This is a genomic window from Pseudoalteromonas prydzensis (assembly GCF_001661495.1).
Lineage (GTDB): Bacteria > Pseudomonadota > Gammaproteobacteria > Enterobacterales > Alteromonadaceae > Pseudoalteromonas > Pseudoalteromonas prydzensis.
In genome coordinates this window covers 180,146-201,958 of the sequence record NZ_BDDT01000007.1, presented here as the reverse complement: position 1 = coordinate 201,958, position 21,813 = coordinate 180,146, and the positions used below count along the sequence as shown (strand labels likewise).

Below are 21,813 nucleotides of genomic sequence, written 5' to 3'. Positions count from 1 at the left end.
TGTTACCGCTCGACTTGCATGTGTTAGGCCTGCCGCCAGCGTTCAATCTGAGCCATGATCAAACTCTTCAATTAAAAGTTTTTTCTGTCTTCTCCCATAAAGAGAGCCGACACGCTCAATGAATTCTGAATTTATTTAATATCTTTCGATATTGAATTGACTGTGCTGCAATTCTTTTCTTAAGTAAACCTAAGTAAGTTATTGCTGTTGGTCACTCAGTTTCAATTGAGACTCTAAATTTTTTGCGTCATCTAGCGAACTAGAATCTGCTGTTAGAACTCAATCTGTACGAGTGCCCACACAGATGATTGCTTTATATTGTTAAAGAACGTTGCGATTAAAGCGCTTTGCTTTACGTCGCTAGGGCTGCGCATACTACGCTTTCCTATTTTTTTGTCAACACTTAATTTTAAACTTTCTAAAAAACCTAAACTCAAGTTTTACTCGACTTACTAAGTAGCTCATGCCCCGCTATGCGTTGCGCTCTGCCGTCTCAGTGGGGTCGCATTATAGGGCGCGACTGATTTTACGCAAGCGTTTTTTAAAGAAAACTTCAAATAAAGTACAACTCGCACAAAAAACACACTAAAACACATAAAACACATGGTTTTCTGGACAAAAAAAAAACAAACAAACTTTTCTCGAGAGGATTTTGAGTATTACTTAAATTTAGTATTTAGCAAGTTTTTAGTATAAAAAAGCACCATTTCGCTGTGGTGCTTTCAATATCTGCTATAAACCTGTTTAATATAATATGCTGTAGAGCTTTCTACGATATTTAGCTGCTAAGCTATCGCCATCAGGTAAAGACGCTATAACCTCTAAAAAGGTTGGTTTTGCTTGAGCAAAATTTAAGTCCTTTTTCAAAATGTTAAAAAGCAACTCTAACGCCTCTTCTTTGCGACCTGCTTGATTTAATGCATCAGCAAGTTCAGCTTGGATCTCTAAATCATTCGGGTATTTTTCAACTTGGCTTTGTAGTGCTTTTATTTCTGGAGATTCTTGTGCTAAAAGTGCTTGCTCGCACTTTGCTTGAATATTAGTGAAATAGGCATCACGTTCATTCTCTGCAACAGATGCCAACAATGCTTGTGCATCATCAAGCTTATGGATTTGAATACAGATATCTGCCAATACCAATTTAATGCGAGCATTTGTAGTATCTAACTCATAAGCTTGCTTTGCATAATTAAACGCACTGTTCAGATCTTGTGCTATTAAAGCTTGTTTAGCCTGCTCTAATAAAAGTTCATGTTGTGCTGGTAAATGTTTTGCTAATACATCACGCACTTGTTGCTCGGTCTGCGCACCAGCTAACATATCAACAGGCGCAGAGTCTTTTAAGAACACCAGTGTTGGCAGTGTTTGCAAACCAATTTGTTGTGCTAGTTGCGCCGCTAATTGCTGTTCAATATCACAATCCAACGTCGCAACAAGTAAATGTTCTCCGTATTGGCTGGCAATTTTTTCTAAAATGGCTGCTTGTGATTGACACTCAGGGCTCTGTGCAGAGTAGAAACTAAGTAATACAAGTTTTTGTTGTGAAGTTTCACCTAATACTTGCTGAAGGTTTTGCGGATTAACATTTACCATATTATTCATTACGATTGATTGCCATATCTGACTATTTAGGGTTTTATATGGTGGCAGATACAATAATTACAAGCCCAGTTTACAAGCCATAAATCAAAAAGGTCTTTTATGAAATTTCACAAAATTTACGCCGCCCTGCTTCTTATAAGCCCATTGCTCAGTGCAACGACGTTAGATCTCAAGCTAGATAAAACCATGCCTGCGATTGAAAAGCTTTATTTAGATTTACACCAATCCCCAGAGCTCTCCTACCACGAACAGCAAACAGGGCAGAAAATAGCAAAACAACTCAAACAACTTGGTTTTGATGTCACTGATAATGTTGGCGGGTTTGGCGTAGTTGGAATTTATAAAAATGGGAATGGCCCAACAATTATGATCCGCACTGACACCGATGGCTTGCCAATTATAGAGCAAACTGGCAAACCCTATGCTTCTAAAGTAACCGTTACTAATGACGAAGGTGCAACTGTTGGTGTTATGCATGGTTGCGGTCATGATATTCATATGAGTTCTTTTATTGGCACAGCCCAGCAACTCGTTATGCACAAAGATGCATGGCAGGGTACTTTAATGATGGTGGCACAACCTGCCGAAGAAGTAGGTGGTGGTGCAAAAGCAATGCTTAAAGAAGGGTTATTCTCTAAATACCCAACTCCTGATCATGTCATTGCCCTGCATGTCAGTGCCAGTGTACCTGCAGGCAAAGTAAGTATGAAAAACGAATACACTATGGCAAGTGTTGATTCAGTTGATATTACTGTAAAAGGTAAAGGTGGCCATGGTGCCTACCCACATACAACGATTGATCCTGTTGTGATCGCTTCACGCATTGTTTTAGCACTGCAAACAATAACGAGTCGCGAACTCTCGCCACTTGAACCTTCGGTGATCACCGTTGGCTCAATTCATGGTGGTTCTAAACACAATGTTATTTCCGATCAAGTAAAACTACAGCTAACACTAAGAAGCTACAATCCCGCAGTACGTTTACAACAAATTGCTGCAATTAAGCGTATTAGTAAAGGCATTGCGATTAGTGCAGGACTTGATGAGAGCTTAACCCCTGAAGTATATGTACATGAAGATGAATCAATCCCCTCAACTTACAATAACCCAGCACAAACAAATATTGTACGTAGTGCAATTAGCGCCGCAATTGGTGAAAGTAATGTACTTGAAACAGAAGCAGTTATGGCTGGTGAGGATTTTGGTTTATATGGCCGAACTGACAAAAACATTCCAATTACCTTGTTTTGGCTAGGTGGTGTTGAGCAAACTCAATACGCTGCTGCAAAAAAATCGGGGGATATTCTACCATCTCTGCACTCAAGTAAATTTGCGCCTGATTATAAAGTTGCACTGCCAACAGGGATAAAAGCGATGAGTAATGCCGCGGTAGCTTTATTTAACCAATAACTCGCCTACCCATAACAACTAAGCCGATTTAGGTTTAGGCTTTCTTTTAAAACGTCGCTTTTGCGGCGTTTTTGGTAATTGCGCAAATACTTGACTATTACACTGCCCTGCTTGATCGATAAAATGTGATAAGTCGCTTAATAACGGTGTTAAAAACTGCTGATAACTCATACGCTGCTCAGCAATGTCCCCCAGTGAAGCTTCCCATTTTGCAGTTAAATCGGGGCTTGCTAACCCTTCGGGTAATACACCTATTAACGCTTTACCTGTCTGGGTAGCCAAAATTGATTTACCTTGGCGTTGTAAAAAGCGCCGCCTAAACAACAGCTCTAAGATACCTGCCCGAGTTGCTTCAGTCCCTAAACCATCCGTTTCTTTAAGAATTTTTTTGATATCTGGATTTTTAACATAACGACTTATCCCCGTCATTGCACTTAACAGCGTTGCATCAGTGAAATGTGCCGGTGGCGTGGTCATTTTATCGATGATTTCGCCATGGCTACACTGAAGTTTTTCACCTTTTACCAATGGTGGTAATGTTTGCTGATCTTTAAGCTCAGATCTGCCCATCAGCACTTTAAAGCCTAGTTCAACATCTTGTTTAGCATTAGCCTTAAATAAACCACCCGCTATGGTAACCTCAACTTTCGTTTCATTAAAAACATAATCAGGGTAAAACTGAATGAGATAATGACGACAAATCAAGCTATACACTTTGCCTTCATCGCTATTTAAACTTGCGGACTTTAACTGCTTAGCCGTAGGTATGATTGCATGGTGCGCAGCAACTTTTGCATCATTAAAACATTTGCTGCGTCTTGACGAATCTGCCGCATTACAATTGGCTTCACTTTGCCCGCCATTAGTCGCGATTGCTTTTATAATACTGGCAGCTTCTTGGTGATGATCTTTTGGTAAATAGCGATTATCTGAGCGAGGGTAGGTGATCAGTTTATGGCGTTCATATAAAACTTGGCAAATATCTAACACCTTTTGCGCTGGCATGGTAAACGCTTTGGCAGCATCTATTTGTAAGGCTGATAAATTATACGGTAAAGGCGCTTGCTGTTTTTTCTGCTTTTGCTCAAGTTCGGTTACTTCGCCAGGTTGATCTGTAATACGTGCAACAACATTTTCTGCAAGGCCTCGATGTAACACCCGCCCTTCTTCATCTTGATAAGGTTCACACGCTTTGCTTGGTTGCCATTTAGCAGTAAAACTCTGTTGCTCTTGGGTATGTAAATGGGCAAACACTTCATAGAATGGTTTTGCTCTAAAGTTAGCAATTTCATTATCACGATTTACCACTAGGCCTAAAATAGGTGTTTGTACTCGTCCAACAGAGAGTACATTACCAAACCCTGCTTTTTGCCCCGCTAGGGTATAAGCACGTGTCAGGTTCATACCAAACAACCAATCAGCACGAGAGCGCGCAAGGGCTGAAACACTTAGGGGAATAAAGTCACGATTAGTACGCATACTCGCTAATGCTTTTTTAACTGCACTAACGTTTAAATCGCTGATCAATAACCGTTGGATACTGTGCTTTTTAGCTTGTGATAACTTAACTTGCTCAATCACTTCATCAACCAGCAACTGACCCTCGCGGTCGGGATCGCCAGCATGAACAAGCTGCTCAGCTTGCTTGATTAACTTTTTAAGGACAGTGAGTTGCTTACGGGTTTTTGACTTAGCCTTTAACTGCCATTGCTGTGGCACTATAGGTAAATCATCAAAACGCCATTTTTTGTATTGTTCGTTGTAGTCATCCGGTTCAGCTTGTTCTAATAAATGACCTATACACCATGAAACGCAATCACCGTTGGCTACTTCAATATAGCCATCATGCTTTTTATGTGGCTTTGGTAGGGCATCGGCAATCGCACGACCTAAAGATGGTTTTTCAGCAATGTATAATTTCATAACAAGCCACAACAACTGTTTATATAAACAGTAGTCTAGCATAGAGCTGCTCGTTACGAAATATTAAAGTGATTGGGCTGATTTGCGGTTGCGCATAAATAAGTAGATTAGTGGTAAATAACACACCACAACTGTTGCAGTGTTAATGATAGGTAGCAGTGTTTTATACATCATAGTGCTGTAGGAGAGATCCCACAAGTGACGATCAACCAAACGAAATAATTGCAAGATAGGAGCGCCGATAACAACGAGTTGACCGAGGACACTTTGCCAAAGGTACACCTTATCTTTAATGCCCAAATAAGCAATTAACGCCATCCAGGCTAAATCGTTAAATGCCCAGACAACATAACGCCAAATATACGGGTCATCGAACTCTCTTAGGCTATCATGTATAAGAGCACCATATAAAAAAAATAATGCAGTCACTAAAGTAAACCGCAAAGCTAACCAATCTTTGCGAAGATAAAAAACAAAAATAGCTGGGCTTAAAATAAACACCCAGCTTTTGGTAAGTATTGATATACCATATAAAAACCAATCAGGCATGATTAGTCTGGCTTTTTATCATCGTCACCATCACCATTGCCCGGCATATAGCTATATTTATCAATCTTTTTCATATGTCACTCCGTTACACTTGTTAAAAAGTTACTTTAAGCTAAATTAGGTACTTTGCCAAGCATCATTGACGAACGTCTATTGGATCTGATTCTTTTGCCTTACCTTGCATGATCGATATTTCTACGCGTCGATTGCGGCGTCTGTCCGCGTCTGTATCATTAGGGACTAATGGACGAGTTTCTGCATGACCGACTACAACCATACGGGTTTTATCAAAGCCTTGTGCTTTTTGCATTTCTGTTGCCACTGCAACAGCACGCTTCGATGATAAATCCCAGTTATTGGTATATAACTCGTTGGATACTTGAAAATCATCAGTATGCCCAGAGACAGTAATTTCGCCAGGTACATCTTTTAAAAGCGTGGCTATATCACGAATAATGGGTTTGAATTTGGGTTGTAAAAAAGCACTGCCAGAGGGAAATGAGCCGTTTTCACGAATGCGGATAATAATTTGCTGACCTAACGATTCCAGCTCAATCGCCCCGTCCATGATTTGCTGCTCTAACTGTTGCGCTATTTTTTTCACCAACTCATTTACTTGCTCTTGATCGGCCGCAGCGGTTGACTGCTCAGAAGCTTGTTGCTGTGCTGTACTTTGTGATTCACCACCGCGCTTGTTACCACGTTGTTCTTGGCGGCCACCGGCAGAGCTTTCATCACCAGCCTGAAACTCCAACATTTGCTGAGTCATTTCCACGGTTTGCTGTTGAATTGTTTCTATTGGTGTCGGTTCTGGTTTACCTGGTGTGAACTCCATCGCAATAACCGATGTGCCCTTAGGAATATCTTTAACTTCTATTTTATTTTGTACACCAAAAGCAAACTTCATCGAGCCCGCGATTTGTTTGAATTTCAGTACATCCATCTCTGAAAATGCGAGCAAAAGCACAAAAAAGCACATCAATAGTGACATCAAATCCGCAAACGTGCCCATCCAAGCGGGAAGTCCTGGTGGTGGGCATTTGCACTCTTGATCAGACATGCTTACTCCTCAGTATCCACTTTTCGTTTTGATTCAGCGAGGTAGTTTTTCAAAATACCTTCGATAACTTTTGGATTTTGACCATCCTGAATACCTAGTACAGCATCTAAGATCAAACGCTGGTTCATGGCTTCTTCGTCTTTACGCAGCTCTAACTTGACCTGAATTGGTATTGCAACCACGTTGGCCAAAAATGCTCCGTATAAAGTGGTTAAAAGCGCGACCGCCATGGCAGGTCCAATCGCTTTCGGGTCATCCATATTGGATAGCATGGCCACAAGGCCGATGAGAGTACCAATCATCCCCATCGCCGGTGCAATATCGGCAAGCGCTTTAAATAAGCCAGCTCCCGATTCATGACGAGTAGAAGTAAGGGCAATATCTTTTTGCAGCGTCGCTCTAACCACATCCGCGTCATGGCCATCGACAAGCATGTCGACCCCCTTGCGCATAAATGCATTTGGTATTTCGGCTTCTTCGAGTGCTAAAAATCCCCCTTTACGTGCTGAATCAGCAAGTTCAACTGCTTTTTCGATAAGTTCTTCTGGGGATTCAATTTTAAACATAAACGCTTTGGCAGCCACTTTACCAATGCCAAAGAACTGGCCCATTGTATAGTTTGATAACACGATAAAAATCGAACCACCAAATACAATCACCACAGACGGAGTATTGTAAAACATCGCTACTTCGCCGCTGCTACTCAAAAACATGGACATGACAATCAAGCCAATAGCGCCGAGAATACCTATAATGGTTGCTAAATCCACTTACCCCTCCAAAGGAACTCATGCTTTACTGCCCTGGCAGCAAATTTTTATTATTAACTGCTTATCGGCAATGTATTGAATTACTTAAACCATTTACTGAAAAAAATGAAATGAAACGTTTAGCGCTAATTGGCATTTTAATCTACCATGCTTAACCTGCAAGGCATAAATCTGAGTAAAAGCATTTAATCTGTGACAAGAATATAGTTTATTATGCAAAAAAAATGCATCAGCCTTTGACCTAGTTTAGCATTCCCCCTAAAATTGGCCTCACATTTCTATCATCTAAGTTGAATCCACTATGGCGACTAAAAAACCAGAGAACCTAAGCTTTGAGCAAGCGCTTGAAGAATTATCCTTAATCGTCACAGAAATGGAGCAAGGTGAACTTTCGCTTGAACAATCGTTAAAACAATTTGAACGCGGCATCGCTTTGGCTGGTGCATCATCTAGCAAGTTGCAACAAGCAGAACAAAAAGTCGCTATTTTGATGGGTAATGATAGTCAGTCACCGCTTACTAACTTTGAAAATGATTTGGAATAACGAGTGCTAATAACAGAACAAATTAAATGCGCTCAACGTGATGTTGAAGCCACTCTCAATCGGTATTTTGAGCAACCTCTGGATACCGAGCAAAGTATCAAACTGGCGACTCATTATAGTGTTTTAAACGGCGGGAAACGCCTACGACCATTTTTGGTGTACGCTACAGGCAGAATGCTAGGGGCAAAGCATCAGGATTTAGATGTATTGGCCGCCGCAATAGAATGTATTCATAGTTATTCGTTAGTCCATGATGACTTACCTGCTATGGATGATGATGATTTGCGCCGTGGTAGACCGACTTGCCACATTGTTTATGGTGAAGCTCATGCAATTTTAGCGGGCGATGCGCTGCAAACACTGGCGTTCGATTTAATTGCCAATCATGCATTTAACGTCCCTGCGCAACAGCAGCTAAAAATGATCGCAACACTCAGTAAAGCATCTGGCATTGAAGGTATGGTGGGTGGCCAAGCTTTGGATATTGCCGCAACAAACACCGAGGTGACGCTTGTTGAGCTTGAGCGTATTCATAAGCTAAAAACCGGTGCTTTACTAAACTGCGCAATTACCTTAGGGGCATTATGTGCAACAGATATCGATCAACATACATTATTACAATTAAAGCGCTTTGGTGATGCAATTGGACTGGCTTTTCAAGTACAAGACGATATCTTAGATGTCGAAGGCGATACACAAGTACTAGGAAAACCACAAGGTTCCGATGTTGCAGCCAATAAAGCAACCTACCCGGCGTTACTTGGACTGACTGGTGCAAAACAAAAAGCACAACACTTACTTGAACAAGCACTGCATGCTTTAGCTGCAATAAATGCCGACACTACAGAACTTGAAAATTTAGCAAAATATATTGTAGAACGCGATTATTAATTGCAGCTTCAGATTGAGCTGATAATGATGTACAAAATAACTAAAAAACCAGAGTAACATTGCGTTATAATAACGTCTGGTTAGCGAAGGATGTATTAAAAATCATGACACTTGATAGTAGCAAGTATCCATTATTAGGTTTGGTTGACGAACCAGCCCAACTGCGTGATTTAGCGCAACAAAAATTACCTGCATTTAGCAATGAGCTGCGTGATTATTTACTTAACTCAGTGTCGCAAAGCAGTGGTCACCTTGCATCAGGCTTAGGCACTGTAGAGCTGACTGTTGCATTGCATTATGTTTACAATACTCCTGAAGACCGTTTAGTGTGGGATGTAGGCCATCAAGCTTACCCGCATAAAATATTAACGGGTCGTCGCGACCAAATGCACACTATTCGCCAAAAAGATGGCCTGCACCCTTTCCCATTTCGTGAAGAAAGCCAATACGATACCTTTAGTGTCGGTCACTCAAGCACCTCGATTTCTGCGGCATTGGGCATGTCTATTGCGGCGCAAAAAGAAGGCAAGGGACGCAAAACAGTCGCGGTTATTGGCGATGGTGCGATCACCGCAGGTATGGCATTTGAAGCAATGAATCACTTAGGTGATGTAAAATCAGACATGTTAATCATTTTAAATGATAACGAAATGTCGATTTCAGAAAACGTGGGGGCACTCACTAACCACTTTGCGCGTATTTTATCAGGCAGTTTTTACACAAACATTCGCGAAGGCAGTAAAAAGCTACTTTCTGGTGTTCCCCCTGTAAAAGAGTTAGCAAGTCGCATGGAAGAACACTTAAAAGGTATGGTTATTCCAGGCACTTTTTTTGAAGAGTTAGGCTTGAACTATATCGGCCCAATCGACGGCCATGATGTGAACATGTTGGTAGATACATTACGTAATATGCGTAATTTAAAAGGCCCGCAGTTACTGCATATCAAAACCCAAAAAGGCAAAGGCTACAAACCTGCAGAAGCCGATCCGATTGGTTATCACGGCGTTCCAAAGTTCGATCCTGCGATTTCAAGTTTGCCAAAATCAACACCGGGAGCTGCGACTTTTTCTAAAGTATTTGGTGACTGGCTGTGTGATATGGCAAGCCAGGATGACAAACTGATGGCCATTACCCCAGCCATGCGTGAAGGCTCTGGCATGGTACGTTTTTCAAAAGAGTATCCTGAACAGTACTTTGATGTTGCCATTGCCGAGCAACATGCCGTTACTCTAGCAGCAGGTTTCGCTTGTGAAGGCTTAAAACCTGTTGTGGCGATTTATTCCAGCTTTTTACAACGCGCGTATGATCAGCTCATTCACGATGTTGCACTGCAAAACTTACCGGTATTATTTGCTATTGACCGTGCAGGTATTGTAGGTGCCGATGGTGAAACCCATCAAGGCGCTTACGATTTAAGTTTTATGCGCTGCATTCCAAATATGATCATCATGGCGCCAAGTGATACTAATGAATGCCGCCAAATGCTTTACACAGGCTACCAGTGTAACCAACCTGTCGCTGTACGCTACCCTCGCGGTAGTGCTGGAACGACAGAAGTAAGCGAGCAAATGACCAAGCTTGAAATCGGCAAAGGCCGTGTAATTAAGCAAGGTGTTAAAATCGCTATATTATCGTTTGGTACCTTGCTTGATAATGCGCAACTGGCTGCAAAAGAGCTCAACGCTACACTCGTCGATATGCGTTTTGTGAAGCCACTAGATAGCGCGTTAATCGACAACTTATTAGTTGATCATGATGTTATTATCACACTTGAAGATAATGCTATTGTTGGTGGCGCAGGCTCTGCCGTTAATGAGTATCTAGCAGCTATAAAAGCAAATGTCAGCATCCTAAATTTAGGTATACCAGATGAATTCATCAAGCATGGTACACAAGAGCAAATGCACGATGAGATGGGCTTAGGCTCGCAAGGCATACTCGATAGTATTAAAAACTTTATAGCAGACTAAACTACGCTGTAGCGAGTAAACACTTGAGCAACGTCAGTTGAAATAATATAAAAGGAGCATACGCTCCTTTTTTATTATTACTTTAAAATCAAATCACTATAAAAAACTTTAATTGTTTTTCATTTTCTTGCATCCAATTATTCCCCTGTCACGTTTATTCACTGAGGTTAACTCGTGAGCAAAGCGTTCACGCTTTTATATAAGCTGTTTTAAGCAAAACTCTTTGTATGTTCACATTTGATGGAATATTTAAGAAGGTACAAATTATGAAAACGTTCAAATCAGGCGCAACAACACAATCTATTCACGCTCAATCGATGACAAGTAAACTTTGCTTATCAGCACTTACTTTAGCAATTTTGTTTAGTTTAAGCGGCTGTGATGGTGACGATGGTAGCGATGGTACAGCGGGTATACAAGGCACTGCGGGGGTTGCTGGCTCTAACGGAACAGACGGTGCTGATGGTTCAGACGGCAGCGACGGTACTGATGGAGTTGATGGCGTTGATGGCGCTACGGGTTTTGCAGCTGCCACTTTTATCTTAGCAAATAATGGTGCTGATAATGCTGGCACTATCGATCTAATTGACCAAAATGCTGCGAAATTAAAAACATTTAATAGTGGTGCCAATGAAGGGGTCGCATTTGATAGCTTAGGCAATTTGATCCAAGCCAGTGATTCCGGCAATGGTGCTCTTAGTACTGTTTGCCAAGTATTGAGTCGCGAAGATGGCACAATGTTCGATAGCAACCGTGACCGCACTATTACTGGCAGTAACACCACTTTAGTCAATCCTAAAGGTATTCATGTATCTACTAAACGTGGACTTATTTTTGCCGCTGACTTTAATGCTATGCAGATCACTGTTTTTGGCGCCACGGCCGCTGGTGATGCAGCACCTTTGGCAAGTACAGTAACAGATGCAAAGCCATGGGATGTTACTTATGATGATACCAATGACCGCTTATATGTGGCGTTAACCAATGGTGACGTTACTGTCTATGACAACTATGTTGATGGCGGCTTTATGGCCATGCCGACACGCACCATTACCCCTAGCAATGCAGCTGGCGAGAAAATATCAGTAAACATTCATGGTATTGTTTATGATGCTAACACCAATAAATTAGTGCTTTCTGATGTCGGTAGTGCCAGTGATGCAACTGATGGTGCATTATTTGTGATCAACAATGCATCACTTGCAGATGGCAACACCACAGTAGCACGCAGTATTGCAGGCCCAGCAAGTATGCTTGGTAACCCTGTAGATATTAGCTTAACTGGCAGCGACTTACGTGTCGCAGAAAAATCAAATGATGCAGTACTGGTATTCAGTAATATTTTTTCAGGTGCCAGCGGCGATATCAGCCCAGATAGCGTTACTGCGACGATTAAGCCAGAATCAATCACTGAAACAGTCATGCATAATGACATGGCAGACGTATCAGACAGTTACCTAGCTAATATGCCATTAATGGGTATTGCAGTCAGTAGCAATCCAGGTGCTGCAGGTCCAACAACTGGGCAAATATCACGTCTCAATGCACCACTTACCAGCGAATTGGGCAGCTACAATGCCAGTCAAACAATCGAAAGCGTGACCTTTGATAAGGCTGGTAATAGCTATACCACCTTTGACAACAGCACAACTTCAACAGGTGGTATTGTCATTTCCAACAAAGTTGCTATGCATCGCGATGGGGAAGTATTTACACTAAGCCAAGACTCTATTATTAGTGGTGCAAATACAGGTTTAATTTCACCAAAAGGCCTGGATGTAGCCTCTGACAGTGGCTTAATTTTTGTTGCTGAGAATAATGCGACTACACCGAGTATTGTGGTATTTTCAACCTGTACGACAGGAGATGCAAGCCCTCTCATCACACTCACAGCAAGTAATAGCGCGCGCCCTTGGGATGTTGATTACGATGTCGCCACTGACCGAGCATTTGTTGCATTAACCAATGGCACCATTGCCGTGTTTGATGAAGTAAAAAGTAAACTCATGGCCGGTATGAGCACAATTACAGGCGAAGATCGCCTGATCACACCAGCAACCGCAGGCGCTGCGTTCCCAGCTCCAAGCAATATTCATGGTATCGATTATGATCCGCTAAGTGATTCGTTAATTGTCTCAGATGTAGGCAGTGCAGCAGACGCCACTGATGGTAAAATCTTTGTCTTAAATAATGCCGGTACTAGCTCAGGCTTGAGTAATGTCAGTGTCAATATCGCAGGCCCGGCAACCATGCTTGGTAACCCAGTCGATATTATGTTTACTGGTAATCACCTTTATGTTGCCGAGAAATCAAATGGTTTAGTAATGCGGTTTGACAATATTTTAAACAGCCCCGGTGGTGATATTGCCGCCAACTTAAGCTACTCGTTCACAGCCCCGGAATCAGTGGCTATCTTACCAACTTGGCTAAACCGCTAACCATCAAGGACAGTTAATTTAACTGCCTTTAGTTGGCCTCCCAATGCCTTAACGTCAAGCGTTAAGGCATTTCTTATTATCGGGTTTAATTAGCGCATCCAAACTTTAATATCGGCTAAACCATTAGCTTGCAATACACTCAGCTGCTGCTCAACATTATTAGTTTGTTCAAATTCAAAGGCATCTAGCTGTTCATCAAAGGTGATATTGGCTACACCATCGCCGCCGCGTTTTTTCACTTGATGCAGTGCGATATCGGCTAAGTTCACCGATGTTTCCCAACCTATCACTTGACCGCCTAATAACGGTAATGGATAAAATGAAAAACCAATTGATGCGGTTAAATTAATATTATCGCCACTAGGTAGTTTGAATGTGTGCTGCGCTATGACTTTACAAAGCTCAGCAACATAGCTATCGATAGCACTGCGTTTAAAGTCACGTAATAGTAATAAAAACTCATCACCACTCCAACGCGCTACATAATCTGAGCCCTGAGTACGTGAGTTAAGTAATGCGGCCATTTGCTGCAAACAACTATCCCCTCCAATCGGCCCATGGGCATCATTAATACGGCTAAAATTATCAAAATTAATAATTAACAGTATTAAGGATTTACCCTGCGCTTGTAATGATTGCGAGTTACGCTGGAAATGCTCGATATCTTTTGGTAATTGATCAAATAAGAAACGCCGACTACGAAGTCCTGTCAGCTCATCAGAGTGACTCATTAATTTAAGCTGCGAGTTAACTTGGTTAAGTTTATCATTCGCTTGACGTAGCTCACCGGTACGCTCTGTGATCAGGCTTTCTAGTGCGGTTTGTTTACGACGCTCTTGCTTTCTAAATGCCCAGAACACCAAATAAAATAACAAAATAAAGCTGCTGGTAATAAGCAGTCTAAAGTAAATTGTCTCATCGAAACGTCTTGGTACCACAAATGAATATTCTGTACGTTGCGCCTTTTGCCAACCTTCACCTTGGCGTTTAGCTTCAAGCTGGAATAAAAATGCCCCCGGCGGTAAATTAGTATAAATAGCTTCGCGACGAGTATTAGCATAACGCCAATCACTGTCGAGGCCACTTAAGCGATAACGAAATTCAATACTGGTTGGCGCATAATAGTCAATTGCCGTGTATTTTAGGGTGATATCACGCTCATCAATTTCTAACTCTGGGTTACGTCCTAGCGCCGCTGTAGCAAGTTTACGTAGCCCTGTATTTAAACTCTCAACTTTGGGTTTTAATGGTTTAATACCAAATAACTCAATGTCTTTGGGGATTTCTACCACACCTTGTAAGCTTGGGTACCAGATTGAGTTACCCGACTCAGCCACAGCATCATGACCTAAACCAGTACAACATTGGCTCGCTTTACCATCCAGCTGGCGATCATAAGATGAAATTACTTGCTCTACTTTTAAACTTTCAATATCGCCACTAAATTGCTCAACTGGCATGCGGTAAACACCTTTCATGGTACTCACCCAAATTCGCTTTAGCTTTTCATCGTAGCGTAAACTGAAAATTGATCCATAAGGTAACCCGTTGGTTGCATCTAACTGACGCCAATATCCTTGCCCACTGCGATAAAACAAACCGTCATTTAATGAGCCGATCAAGATACCAACGCCTTCAATGTTTAGAATGCTGGTAACATAAGCACTTTCAAGACTAGTTTGATCGCCAATTTTTTCTATGCCACGATCAGTAAAATAGTAAGCCCCTTTACTGGTACCAATTAGGCCAAAATTTGCTTCATCAACAACGTAGGTAATAAACTTACTACCTAAAAATGCGTTATATGCAAACGGGGTTAAACCTCCATAGCTCAGTCGATACATTCCCCTTCCTGTACCAAGCCAAAACCCGCCTTTGCTAGAGCGGCTAATTGCGAACACCGGATTATCTTTTAAGGCACGCCCTGGAACTGCGAATAAGGTGTTATTTTCATAAAAAAACACTCCACGACCGGTAGCGATATATAAGCGCGAGCCATCAAACTGGAGATCATGCACAGCAGCACGGCCATATTGATTACTTGGTATTTGATTAATGAAGTTTTTATTGAGATCAAAATAGCCCACCCCACTGCGGTTTGCCACCCACAATCGCCCATCTGGAGCTTGGCTAATTGCCATTACCGCCTCGGTCATTTGCGATATAGCAGAGTGGCGCTCAATACGCCCTTCGTGGGCAAGCCATAAGCCTTCACTAAAACTGGCTAGCCAAATGTTATTATCATTATCGCGAAATAAATCGGCAAACCAAATACTTTGGTCAAGCTGGCTAGGTTCAACCCATTGCCAATCACCTGAGTTATCACGAAATAATAAACGCCCATAGGTCGAAATCCACAATGCTCCGTTGGAGTCACTCATAAATTTATAGACCGCAGAGTTATTGGCATTGGGCAGCGGGAAAGGTCTTAGCTCATCATCTAAATCTAAAAAGTAAGCACCGAGTTCTGACGCTAAATATAAATTACCTTCAAGCCAGGCTAAATCATGAATAATGGTTTGTGCTAAGCGTTCTGGGAGCGATATTTTTGCAGTCAGCTCTAAGCGTAACTTGGCAAAATCAGAAGAAGAATTAGTTAAGCGCAGCAAGTAGCGTTCGTTTACCAGCCAAATGCCTTCTGGCGATAATGCCAGCTGACTGACAGTACCAACAATTTGCTTTACTGAACTGGCTGTTACCACAGGTACATATGAGCCATTATTTATACTGAGGTTGATTTGATTGCGAGATACAAAATATAAGCCGTTGGCAGCAACCCAAAGACTGCCTTTCGCATCTTCTATAATATCCCGTACAGGGCCTTTCACCGTGAATTCTTGCGCTGCCATTGTGGTTGGATCTATCACCACAAGGCCATCTTTAGTACCAACCCATAAATAGCCTTGGCTATCAATCAACAGCTTATTGATGCCATTACTGGGCAAAAAGTCACTATTTAAGGTGTTGTAATTGGTGAATGTATTACCATCAAATCGGCTGAGGCCAAACTGAGTGCCCAGCCACATATAGCCTTGCTCATCCTGCACAACACTTTTCAGTGATTGCGAAGGTAAGCCATTTTGCATGTTCCATTGCTGTACAACATAGTCGGTAATTGACGCCTTACTTGGCATACTGCATAACAGCACAATAATAACCAATAAAAACCGCATCATAACGTCAATACCTCGTTGCAAAACTAAGGTTAAAAGGGCAAATAACCCATTTTAAACAATGCCTGAACACAAATTAATGAAAAAATACCCGCTAAAACATCATCAGCCATAATACCTAAGCCACCGTGCAGGCGTTTATCAAGTATTCGAATAGGGCCAGGTTTAACGATATCAAAAAAGCGAAACAGTACAAAACCAACCAATAAAGATTGCCAACTGATCGCAGCACCAATCATAGTAATGTAAAATCCGGCCACTTCGTCCCACACAATAGCAGGATGGTCATGGACGCCAAGATCATCGGCGGTTTTACCACATGCCCAAAGACCAAAAACACTGATCACCACAGCAAACACTATTTGCAACCACAGTGGGAAATACATAGTAGTAAAAATAAAAGGCAGTGCTGCAAATGTACCAAATGTACCCGGTGCTTTTGGCGCTAGCCCTAAACCAAAACCCAAACCAAAAAATTGATGAGGGCGTTTTAAATTAAATAACGCGGGTTTATTCAAACCGACTCCTTGGCGAAGTGCTCGAAGCCCGTATGTTCATACGCAAGCTTTTCGCCATCAAGCATCAGCTCGATTTGCCCTTCACCACTTTTTATTTGACCAATACAGGCGGCATCGACCCCATACTGCTGTAATTTCACTTCCAACATACTTTTATTACTATCAGGCACAGTAAAGAGTAACTCATAGTCATCCCCATAATTGAGGATAAAAGGCAGTTGCTGATTTGCATCTAAAGTAGCACGCATTGCATCTGAGGTTGGTATTTTATTGACATCAATACAGGCACTCACTTGAGACATTGCCAATACATGACCTAAATCTGCTACTAGTCCATCAGAGATATCAATAGCCGCCGATGCTAAGCCACGCAACACTTGTCCTGCAGCAACGCGCGGTGTCGGATAATCAAATCGCTGATTAACATAACTTAAATACTCAGGAGCAATTTTAATCCCTTGTTTACGTGCTTCAATGGCAAGACCAGCATCGCCAAGTGGCCCAGTGACATAAACCCAGTCGCCTACTTTAGCACCGCTACGGCGTAGAGCTTTGCCTTGCGGCACAGTGCCTTTTGCACAAATAGTAATAGTCAACGGGCCTTGCGTGGTATCACCACCAATAATTTGCACATTAAAGTATTCGGCAATTTCATGCATGCCCTCGGTAAACTCTTCAAGCCACTCAACGTCAATACTCGGTAAGGTCAACGCCACCGAAATCCATGTGGGCTCAGCCCCCATTGCCGCTAAATCACTTAAATTTACCGCCAAGGCACGATGACCTAAAGCGCGCGGTGCAATATCATCAAAAAAGTGCACGCCTGCCACAAGTGTGTCTGTCGTAACGGCTAATTGGCAATTCTCTGGTACAGTAACCAGAGCACAATCATCACCAATCCCTAAATTAACATCACGGCGACTAATACCGCGACCTTTAAAGTAGCGATTGATTAATTCAAATTCCTTCATACACAAAAAAGCCGGCCTATGCCGGCTCTCCTTTTACGGTTACATTACTTGCGTAAATGCTTTACCGCTTTATCAAGTACACCATTAACAAATTTATGGCTATCTTCTGCGCCAAAAATTTTAGCAAGCTCAATACCTTCATTGATAGCCACTTTATATGGTACATCTTCACGGAATTTCAGCTCATAGCTGCTTAAACGTAAAATCGCGCGTTCAACTTGGTCTAACTCATCAAATGGACGAGTTAAATGTGGCGATACGGCTTCGTCTAGTTGCTTATGATTTATAGCAACACCACGCGAAAGATCTTTAAAGTATTCAACATCAATTTTAGTTACATCGTTTTCGATCAACATTTGTTGTTCAATATCGGCAATTGCATTGCCACTTAATTGCCAAGAATAAACGGCTTGAAGTGCTAAGATACGTGCTTTACGTCTTGCTGCTGGTTTCACAAAAATTCCTTAAACTTAAATTTTATCTAACACATTAACCATTTCAAGTGCACCTAAAGCAGCTTCGCCGCCTTTGTTGCCCATTTTAGTGCCCGCGCGTTCAATTGCTTGCTCAATGCTTTCTGTGGTTAATACGCCAAATGCAACTGGGATATCATACTCAAGCGACACTTGCGCTAAGCCTTTATTCGATTCGCCCGCGACCAGATCAAAGTGTGGCGTACCACCTCTGATCACTACGCCTAAAGCGATAATTGCATCATACTGTTTTTTTGCTGCAACGCGTTTCGCTGCTAAAGGTAATTCAACCGCACCTGGTACATAAACTACAGTAATATCATCATCTGATACACCACCAGTACGTTTCAATTCATCAACAGCACCGGCTAAAAGGCTACTACCAATAAAGTCGTTAAAGCGAGAGATTACGATAGCGAATTTCTTGCCCGGAGCGTATTTATTACCTTCAATAATTTTCATTCGATAACCCTAAAAAATAAGTTCAAGCGGTTGCGATTGCGCAAAAATTGCTGCGCATCATACCATATAAATAAAATAATAGCCTAGTTTAAGCGTCGTGCTTATTGTGGCTCTACGTAGTCAACCACTTCTAGGTGGAAGCCTGATAATGCATGGTACTTTTTAGGCAGGCTCATTAAGCGCATTTTTTCTATGCCTAAGTCAGCCAAAATTTGTGAGCCAACACCCACAGTGCGCGATGTACCTTGGAATTTACGATGCGCTACCGTCTCACCAGCGTCTTCGGCCGCAAAGGCTTTAACCGTTGCTTCTAGTTCATCGGTGCACTCTTGTTTGCCAAGGATCACTAACACCCCTTGGTGTTTTGCGATATACGCCATTGCATCAGATAAACCCCAGCTTCTGTCGGCACTGCGATCTGATAATAAAATATCGTTAAAGGTACTTTGTAAGTGAACACGTACTAAGGTTGGTTCACTCGCTTTCACTTCACCATTTAATAGCGCGTAGTGCAGTTGACCATCGATGGTATCTTTATAAGTTACTAAATCAAACTCACCATGCACAGTTGGCAACTTACACTTGGCCACTTGTTCAATAGTCGTTTCATTTATATTGCGGTATTCAATAAGATCAGCAATGGTGCCGATTTTAATATTATGTTGCTCAGCAAACACTTCTAAATCAGGACGACGCGCCATTGTGCCATCGGCATTGAGAATTTCTACGATCACTGATGATGGCTCTAATCCTGCTAAACGCGCTAAATCACAACCCGCTTCTGTATGCCCTGCACGAGTTAACACCCCACCTGGTTGTGCCATAATTGGAAAAATATGCCCAGGTTGCACGATATCGCTTGGTACTGCACCTTTGGCAATAGCCGCTTGCACTGTACGCGCACGATCGGCTGCAGAAATACCGGTAGTCACCCCTTTAGAAGCTTCAATGGACATAGTGAAGTTAGTTGAAAAAGCAGCGCCGTTATTTTTCACCATCAGTGGTAAGTCTAGTTGCTCACAACGCTCTTGGGTCATCGTTAAGCAGATCAGACCACGACCGTGCGTTGCCATAAAATTGATTGCTTCAGCACTAATATGTTCCGCGGCAATAATTAAATCGCCTTCATTTTCTCTGTCTTCATCGTCCATCAAAATAACCATTTTACCGGCTTTAATGTCATCAATAATTTCTTGTGCGCTGTGTAAATTCATAATCTGCTCGTATAAGTTGTGGAGTATTTTTACTTTATAAAGCCAGCTTGAGCTAATAAGCTCATTGAAATATCTGAACTTGCTGGTTGCTCTGCGCCTTTGATCAAGCGCTCTAAATAGCGGGCTATTTGATCGACTTCTAAGTTCACTTGTGTGCCAACTTTAAAATCGGCTATAGTCGTTTGCTCACTGGTGTGTGGCACAATGGTCAGTTTAAAGGTATTAGCGTCTACAGCATTGACCGTTAAGCTAATGCCATCAATACACACTGAACCTTTATAAGGAATGTATTTCATCAATTGTGCATCGGTGCTGAGCCAATATTCAACGGCGCGGGCATTAGGTGTGATTGCGGTGATTGTCGCAATACCATCAACATGACCAGACACTAAATGCCCACCGAGGCGAGACACCGGTTGCATGGCTTTTTCAAGGTTTACTTTTTGCCCTTGTTTATAATGTGCGAAGCCTGTCAAACCAATCGTTTCATTAGATAAGTCAGCGCTAAAACCATCGCTGTGCTTTGCTACTACGGTTAAACACACACCGTTGGTTGCAATGCTGTCACCTAAATTGACATCCGCCATATCAAGGTTATTACTTTGAATGCGAATAGCTAAGTCGCCTTGTTTTTGCTGTAATTCGCTGATCGTGCCAGTCGCTTCAATGATCCCAGTAAACATAGTCGTTACTCTTTAAATAATTTGGTTAAGGCAATGCAACTAAACGTGGTATTGCAGTAATACGAATATCATCACCAATCGGTACACATTCGTTTATAGTTAAATCAATCGCCTCTTGCATAGAGGTCAGTTCCGCAAAGTTTAGTAAGCTTTTACCATCATTTCCTAACAATTTCGGCGCAAGGTAGACAATATACTCATCGATTAAATTATATTCCGCCATTTTACCTGCTAAGGTTGCCCCTGCTTCTAGCCAAATATGATTAAACTGCAGCTGTTGTGCCAACTGTTGTAATGCGGCCTTTAAATCAACTTTATTATCTTTTTCGGGCACTACAAGATGAGTTACGTAATGCGGCCATGACACTGATTTATCAAGCTCAGTGGTGATAATTATTATCTCGCTTGCGATACTAAATAAGGCAAAATCTGGCGTTAAACGATTTTGTGAATCGATAATAATACGCACAGGCTGGCGAACCGGTAATTGAGTCGGTAATGGTTCAGGTAATTCATCAACACGCACATTGAGTTTTGCATCATCAATTAATACTGTGTCTGCCCCCGTTAAAATCGCGCAGCTTTGCGCACGCTGTAATTGCACATCTTGACGAGCTGCAGTGCCCGTAATCCACTTACTCTGCCCGTTTTTAAGCGCGGTTTTACCATCGAGACTTGCCGCCATTTTACAGGTAACAAACGGCATTCCCTGTTCCATACGCTTTAAAAAACCACGGTTTAACAAGCGAGCTTGAGGCTCTAGTAAACCGGATGCAACCTCAATCCCTGCATCGGCTAAAATGGCTAAGCCTTTACCTGCTACTTGTGGATTGGGATCAACCATGGCCGCAATCACTTTTGCTACCCCTGCGGCTTTTAAGCCTTCTGCACAAGGGGGGGTGCGACCAAAATGGCTGCATGGCTCCAAGGTAACGTAGGCGGTTGCGCCTTTTGCTTGTGTGCCAGCCATCATTAGTGCATTAACTTCAGCATGACCTTGGCCAGCAACTTGATGAAAACCTTCGCCAACAATAATATTATCTTTTACCAGCACACAGCCCACATTAGGGTTAGGTGTCGTGGTAAAACGCCCTTGTTTGGCAAGCTCAATCGCGCGCGCCATATAAATTTTATCGTATTCAGTAAATTGCGTTGGGTGCAT

General features: G+C 42.1%; 18 protein-coding genes and 1 rRNA gene. 5 read left to right on the top strand and 14 right to left on the bottom strand.

All coding sequences use genetic code 11. From position 1 onward, the window contains the following. A 16S ribosomal RNA gene (locus tag A7968_RS14580) occupies nt 1-74 on the bottom strand; the annotation flags it as partial. A gap of 670 nt (nt 75-744) precedes the next feature. Further along, complete coding sequence (locus A7968_RS14575) at nt 745-1,602, bottom strand: tetratricopeptide repeat protein (RefSeq protein WP_064667300.1); 858 nt, start codon at nt 1,600-1,602, stop codon at nt 745-747. A 99-nt stretch (nt 1,603-1,701) separates the two neighbouring features. Between A7968_RS14575 and A7968_RS14570 the strand changes: the two genes are divergently transcribed. After that, nucleotides 1,702-3,012 carry a M20 metallopeptidase family protein gene (locus A7968_RS14570; protein WP_064667299.1) on the top strand — a complete coding sequence of 437 codons (1,311 nt, stop codon included), beginning with the start codon at nt 1,702-1,704 and terminating at the stop codon, nt 3,010-3,012. A gap of 18 nt (nt 3,013-3,030) precedes the next feature. Here the strand turns inward: A7968_RS14570 and A7968_RS14565 are convergent, their stop codons facing one another. The 4 genes from A7968_RS14565 to pomA form a co-directional block, all read right to left on the bottom strand. Next, nucleotides 3,031-4,935: a DNA topoisomerase III gene (locus tag A7968_RS14565; protein ID WP_064667310.1), complete on the bottom strand. Its 1,905-nt coding sequence runs from the start codon at nt 4,933-4,935 to the stop codon at nt 3,031-3,033. Nucleotides 4,936-4,998: 63 nt separating this feature from the next. After that, on the bottom strand, nt 4,999-5,484 hold the full coding sequence (locus A7968_RS14560) for a hypothetical protein (protein ID WP_064667298.1): 486 nt from the start codon (nt 5,482-5,484) through the stop codon (nt 4,999-5,001). A 136-nt stretch (nt 5,485-5,620) separates the two neighbouring features. Further along, nucleotides 5,621-6,544 (bottom strand): flagellar motor protein MotB, encoded by a 924-nt coding sequence (locus tag A7968_RS14555; protein ID WP_064667297.1) that lies wholly within the window; start codon nt 6,542-6,544, stop codon nt 5,621-5,623. Nucleotides 6,545-6,546: 2 nt separating this feature from the next. Then, a complete protein-coding gene (gene pomA, locus A7968_RS14550; protein WP_064667296.1) occupies nt 6,547-7,314 on the bottom strand; it encodes a flagellar motor protein PomA in 768 nt (255 codons plus the stop codon). Between the two features lie 301 nt (nt 7,315-7,615). On the opposite strand from pomA, the gene A7968_RS14545 reads away from it, so the two are divergent. The 4 genes from A7968_RS14545 to A7968_RS14530 all read left to right on the top strand — a co-directional run bounded on the left by A7968_RS14545 (nt 7,616) and on the right by A7968_RS14530 (nt 13,157). Then, entirely contained in the window at nt 7,616-7,858 is a 243-nt protein-coding gene (locus A7968_RS14545; RefSeq protein WP_064667295.1) for an exodeoxyribonuclease VII small subunit, read from the top strand. A gap of 3 nt (nt 7,859-7,861) precedes the next feature. Then, nucleotides 7,862-8,749 (top strand): (2E,6E)-farnesyl diphosphate synthase, encoded by an 888-nt coding sequence (gene ispA, locus A7968_RS14540; RefSeq protein WP_064667294.1) that lies wholly within the window; start codon nt 7,862-7,864, stop codon nt 8,747-8,749. 104 nt (nt 8,750-8,853) lie between these two features. Beyond that, entirely contained in the window at nt 8,854-10,719 is a 1,866-nt protein-coding gene (gene dxs, locus A7968_RS14535) for a 1-deoxy-D-xylulose-5-phosphate synthase (RefSeq protein WP_064667293.1), read from the top strand. Between the two features lie 266 nt (nt 10,720-10,985). After that, complete coding sequence (locus A7968_RS14530; protein WP_371850150.1) at nt 10,986-13,157, top strand: YncE family protein; 2,172 nt, start codon at nt 10,986-10,988, stop codon at nt 13,155-13,157. 89 nt (nt 13,158-13,246) lie between these two features. On the opposite strand, the gene A7968_RS14525 is transcribed toward A7968_RS14530, so the two are convergent. The 8 genes from A7968_RS14525 to ribD form a co-directional block, all read right to left on the bottom strand. Then, entirely contained in the window at nt 13,247-16,333 is a 3,087-nt protein-coding gene (locus A7968_RS14525; protein WP_064667292.1) for a ligand-binding sensor domain-containing diguanylate cyclase, read from the bottom strand. Nucleotides 16,334-16,362: 29 nt separating this feature from the next. Further along, nucleotides 16,363-16,848, bottom strand: a complete 486-nt coding sequence (locus tag A7968_RS14520) for a phosphatidylglycerophosphatase A family protein (RefSeq protein WP_016708076.1) — start codon at nt 16,846-16,848, stop codon at nt 16,363-16,365. Next, nucleotides 16,845-17,819 (bottom strand): thiamine-phosphate kinase, encoded by a 975-nt coding sequence (gene thiL, locus A7968_RS14515; protein ID WP_064667291.1) that lies wholly within the window; start codon nt 17,817-17,819, stop codon nt 16,845-16,847. Before thiL ends, A7968_RS14520 begins: the two co-directional genes overlap by 4 nt. Before the next feature lie 44 nt (nt 17,820-17,863). Beyond that, nucleotides 17,864-18,274 (bottom strand): transcription antitermination factor NusB, encoded by a 411-nt coding sequence (nusB, locus tag A7968_RS14510; RefSeq protein ID WP_054206152.1) that lies wholly within the window; start codon nt 18,272-18,274, stop codon nt 17,864-17,866. A gap of 15 nt (nt 18,275-18,289) precedes the next feature. Continuing rightward, nucleotides 18,290-18,754, bottom strand: a complete 465-nt coding sequence (gene ribH, locus A7968_RS14505) for a 6,7-dimethyl-8-ribityllumazine synthase (RefSeq protein ID WP_064667290.1) — start codon at nt 18,752-18,754, stop codon at nt 18,290-18,292. A gap of 101 nt (nt 18,755-18,855) precedes the next feature. Beyond that, a complete protein-coding gene (ribBA, locus tag A7968_RS14500; RefSeq protein ID WP_064667289.1) occupies nt 18,856-19,968 on the bottom strand; it encodes a bifunctional 3,4-dihydroxy-2-butanone-4-phosphate synthase/GTP cyclohydrolase II in 1,113 nt (370 codons plus the stop codon). 29 nt (nt 19,969-19,997) lie between these two features. Then, nucleotides 19,998-20,651 (bottom strand): riboflavin synthase, encoded by a 654-nt coding sequence (locus tag A7968_RS14495; protein ID WP_064667288.1) that lies wholly within the window; start codon nt 20,649-20,651, stop codon nt 19,998-20,000. A 25-nt stretch (nt 20,652-20,676) separates the two neighbouring features. Beyond that, entirely contained in the window at nt 20,677-21,813 is a 1,137-nt protein-coding gene (gene ribD, locus A7968_RS14490; RefSeq protein WP_064667287.1) for a bifunctional diaminohydroxyphosphoribosylaminopyrimidine deaminase/5-amino-6-(5-phosphoribosylamino)uracil reductase RibD, read from the bottom strand.

Excerpts from the sequence above, each read along its gene's own strand:
- A7968_RS14555 (WP_064667297.1), bottom strand. The coding sequence starts at position 6,544 with ATGTCTGATCAAGAGTGCAAATGCCCACCACCAGGACTTCCCGCTTGG.
- A7968_RS14570 (WP_064667299.1), top strand. The coding sequence starts at position 1,702 with ATGAAATTTCACAAAATTTACGCCGCCCTGCTTCTTATAAGCCCATTG.
- A7968_RS14560 (WP_064667298.1), bottom strand. The coding sequence starts at position 5,484 with ATGCCTGATTGGTTTTTATATGGTATATCAATACTTACCAAAAGCTGG.
- dxs (WP_064667293.1), top strand. The coding sequence starts at position 8,854 with ATGACACTTGATAGTAGCAAGTATCCATTATTAGGTTTGGTTGACGAA.
- A7968_RS14565 (WP_064667310.1), bottom strand. The coding sequence starts at position 4,935 with ATGAAATTATACATTGCTGAAAAACCATCTTTAGGTCGTGCGATTGCC.
- ribD (WP_064667287.1), bottom strand. The coding sequence starts at position 21,813 with ATGCACCCAACGCAATTTACTGAATACGATAAAATTTATATGGCGCGC.
- A7968_RS14575 (WP_064667300.1), bottom strand. The coding sequence starts at position 1,602 with ATGAATAATATGGTAAATGTTAATCCGCAAAACCTTCAGCAAGTATTA.
- A7968_RS14530 (WP_371850150.1), top strand. The coding sequence starts at position 10,986 with ATGAAAACGTTCAAATCAGGCGCAACAACACAATCTATTCACGCTCAA.
- thiL (WP_064667291.1), bottom strand. The coding sequence starts at position 17,819 with ATGAAGGAATTTGAATTAATCAATCGCTACTTTAAAGGTCGCGGTATT.
- A7968_RS14545 (WP_064667295.1), top strand. The coding sequence starts at position 7,616 with ATGGCGACTAAAAAACCAGAGAACCTAAGCTTTGAGCAAGCGCTTGAA.
- A7968_RS14525 (WP_064667292.1), bottom strand. The coding sequence starts at position 16,333 with ATGATGCGGTTTTTATTGGTTATTATTGTGCTGTTATGCAGTATGCCA.
- ribBA (WP_064667289.1), bottom strand. The coding sequence starts at position 19,968 with ATGAATTTACACAGCGCACAAGAAATTATTGATGACATTAAAGCCGGT.
- ribH (WP_064667290.1), bottom strand. The coding sequence starts at position 18,754 with ATGAAAATTATTGAAGGTAATAAATACGCTCCGGGCAAGAAATTCGCT.
- A7968_RS14495 (WP_064667288.1), bottom strand. The coding sequence starts at position 20,651 with ATGTTTACTGGGATCATTGAAGCGACTGGCACGATCAGCGAATTACAG.